The sequence below is a fragment of the Mesorhizobium sp. M0802 genome (assembly GCF_040320115.1).
Classification (GTDB): Bacteria; Pseudomonadota; Alphaproteobacteria; order Rhizobiales; family Rhizobiaceae; genus Mesorhizobium.
In genome coordinates this window covers 1-2664 of the sequence record NZ_JAMYOY010000053.1, presented here as the reverse complement: position 1 = coordinate 2664, position 2664 = coordinate 1, and the positions used below count along the sequence as shown (strand labels likewise).

Here is a 2664-nt window from a genome sequence, read left to right as displayed (position 1 = left end):
TACGCAACCCCGAAACCGGCAAAGCCGCGCGTGATTTGCATCTCTACGAAGAGGTTCTGAATTTGATCAAGAGATCGGGCGTCGATGTGGTCATCAACTTCACCGCCGGAATGGGCGGCGCGCTTGTTTTAGGTTCTGCCGATCAACCCATGCCGCTCGACGCTGTTGGTACCGATATGGCCGGCGCTACCGAGCGCCTTCTGCATGTCAAAGAACTTCTGCCCGAAATTTGCACGCTAGACTGCGGGACGTTTAATTTCGGTAATGAAAATTATGTGCTGGCCAATACGCCGGCCATGCTGAAGGAAATGGCTGCGCAAGTCCTAAACTGCGGCGTAAAACCCGAGATCGAGATATTCGACACTGGACACCTGTGGTTGGCCGAATGGTTGCACGGGCAAGGTTTGCTCAGCGATCCTGTAATGGTGCAACTCTGCATGGGTATCCGCTGGGGCGCGCCGGACGATCTCACGACGCTCAACGCTCTGATTGAAAGACTTCCGGAGGATTGGACGTTTTCCGCCTTTTCGATCGGCCGAAACCAGTTGCCCTATACCTCGGTGGCTCTTGCTGCCGGCGGCCACATCCGCGTCGGCCTTGAGGACAATCTTTGGCTTGATAAAGGCCTGCTTGCAACCAACGGGGCGCTGGTTGCCCGCGCGGTCGTGATTGCTGAGGCCATGGGTTCGCGGATCATGAGTGCGAAAGACGTTCGCGAAAAACTGAAATTGCAGAAGCGCTGGTGATGTTGCCTTCGCCAGCGATCGCGCTCCTCGAATCCGGCAAAAACTGCCGGCTTGTGGCGTCTAATGGGTTCCTGCATATTCGAGGTTACCGACGACACTATGCCCCCTTCAGTCGGAGCGTCATTGATGGTGCTGTTGACGATGGCGATCGCTAGTAGATCAGCAGGTTGCCGGCCTTGAAGAAGCTTATGGCGCGGATCGGTTTGACCCAAACCGATCCTACGTCAGGCAACTGACGGGGACCCTGTAAAGCGACGGCGTGTCGAGTTCGAGGATTTCCTCGAAATGACAGTCCCGGCCCGTATCTGGCGACCCGCGTCCTCGATCTCTTGGACCAGCCGGGAGGGGGTGCTCGCCGAACGCCCGGTTGCCCCCGTGACCCTCTGACCGCGCCCGCGAAAAGACGGAGGAATGGCGGCATGGTGAGATCGGCAACAAGGTACCGGTCTAACTGAATCGGGCAAGCGCCACGAGCCCGCTTCCCTGAAAATAGCGCGGAAAACTCTACCATCCGCTGGTCCCGAAACTGGGCGGTTCAGTTGGACAAGGCTTGTGGCTCCGTAAGAATGGCAGCCGCGCTGATTACACACGGCCGCGTATCCAGTGGCGGAGTAAATCCTGCGGACTATGCAATCTGAAACAATGTCGACACGATCACGGAAAACCAGCCTGTTCAGGCGAGTGATGGTTACCTTGTCATCTGCCGCTTAGAGTGTGCTGCTTTGGACAGCGCGCCAAACTTTTCATGTGCACTTGCATCTATGTGTTTTTAGAGCTTGGATCGGCCCACACTCTGCTGCGAACCGGATCTAGGGACATTTTGACAGAACTCTCGGACGAACGGGCGAAAATGGCTACCTTCAACCTAGCGAAGGACAGGGTTTGATGCTCAATGGCTAGCTTATCAGCCGCTTTGATGTCGCGGTTTTTTATCGCGGCGAAAATCTGGTGATGCTGAACGCTGGTTTTCTCTAGATGCTGTCGTAACTCATCACTTTTGCCATCTTCGATTTCCCCTTCGACAGAAAAGCACGCAAGTGAGAGCCTACTTGAAGTCAAGAGCATTCGCTCATAGAAATCGGCAAAAAACTGGTTGCGACCTGCCCGCGCAATGCTCATGTGAAATTCGACATTAGCATCTTGGCGTTGCAAACCGTTGCGCTTATCGCAAAGCCCATCAAACTCGACCATACGCTTCTCGATATGCCCCAGGTCAGCGGCGGTCCGCTTTTCTGCAGCAAGTCGCTGTACAATTCGGGTCGACATAGTCAGAGCGTCAAATATCCGAGGCAAGTCATCGAAATTTAGCGGCGCCACGCGCGCCACGCGTCGATCCCGAATGACAAGCCCCTCAGATATCAACTGAATGATCGCCTCGCGGATTGGCGTCCGAGAAACGGAATGTCGTGAGGCGATTCCAGCTTCGTCGATTACAGACCCTGGAGCTAGCGTCAGCTTGAGAATGTCTTGCCGCAGTGTATTGAACACCTTGCTACCATCTCGGCTCTCGATCATCCTTTTCAAACCGTCGCCACTCCTCAATTCGTTAAATCTCGATCCGTGTTCTTAACTTTCGCACCACCAACTCTTACCTCGGAAGGAAGCCTTCTAGGCAGGCAAGAGTGCAGCGACCGACTCCGTGTCATTGCGGAATCTGAGAAGGCGACACTCGTCTCGAGTTACTCTGAACCTTAAGGTAATCAATCAACTTGTGAAGTCACCCGACTACCCGGTCGGGATGAATTAATGCGTCAAACTGAAAAAAGCTATCGAAAATCGCGTCTCGGCATATAATCTGTCTACCGAACACGCGATCTCTTTCTCCCTTTTCGGCAACTAACGAGTCGGCCCTGAACAATGGCTAAGCCATTGACGCGGCAGTGCCGCAGTGACGGGAGGAAGTATCCGGTTTGGCGGC

Annotated in this window: 2 protein-coding genes; one reads left to right on the top strand and one right to left on the bottom strand. The window is 54.5% G+C overall.

What is annotated here, in order from left to right; genetic code table 11:
* Nucleotides 1-746: beta-keto acid cleavage family enzyme (locus NKI10_RS30800; protein WP_352862607.1), on the top strand; the 746-nt coding region annotated here is incomplete at its 5' end.
* A gap of 759 nt (nucleotides 747-1505) precedes the next feature.
* On the opposite strand, the gene NKI10_RS30795 is transcribed toward NKI10_RS30800, so the two are convergent.
* Nucleotides 1506-2261 carry a GntR family transcriptional regulator gene (locus NKI10_RS30795; RefSeq protein WP_023820403.1) on the bottom strand — a complete coding sequence of 252 codons (756 nt, stop codon included), beginning with the start codon at nucleotides 2259-2261 and terminating at the stop codon, nucleotides 1506-1508.
* Between the last annotated feature and the right edge of the window lie 403 nt (nucleotides 2262-2664).